Source organism: Rhizobacter sp. P3_C12, assembly GCF_056402735.1.
The window spans coordinates 1-500 of record NZ_JBFUGW010000673.1 but is presented as its reverse complement, the minus strand read 5'-3'; the positions used below and the strand labels follow the sequence as shown (position 1 = coordinate 500).

Genomic DNA, 500 nt, shown 5'->3' with positions numbered 1-500 from the left:
GAGGCCTACGTGGCCGGCAGCAAGCTCTTGAACGTGCAGCGGCTGGCGCAGGTGCAGACCTTCGTGAACGCGGATGGCAACCCGCTCAAGGTGAACACGCTGCGGCTCGGCTACGACAGCGGCGCGGTGACCAACCGCAGCCGGCTGCGCACGATCACCGAATGCGTCGGCGCGGCCGAATCGCTGTGCCTGCCGCCTTCACGCTTCGACTACGCACCCGACGCCAGCGACGCCTACCAGCGCAACACCACATTCTCGGCCGGTGAACTCGCCACGCTGACGATGCAGAGCACGGTGGCCGGCATCAACCTGGCCCGCTTCTCGAACTACGGCGTGATCACCGCCGACTTCGACGGCGATGGCAAGACCGACCTCATCCGCTGGTCCGACAACCCGGCCGAGAACCGGCTGTACCTGAGCAACGGCGACGGCAGCTTCCGGCGCGTGACGGGCTTCAACCTGACCGGCGCGGACAACACGCTGTTCCACAGCAACGGCTG

The 500-nt window shown here is 67.0% G+C and carries 1 protein-coding gene; it reads left to right on the top strand.

All coding sequences use genetic code 11. The features are described from left to right. A partial coding sequence (locus tag AC1DXV_RS35280) for an FG-GAP repeat domain-containing protein (RefSeq protein WP_477938140.1) occupies positions 1-500 on the top strand: 500 nt, incomplete at both ends.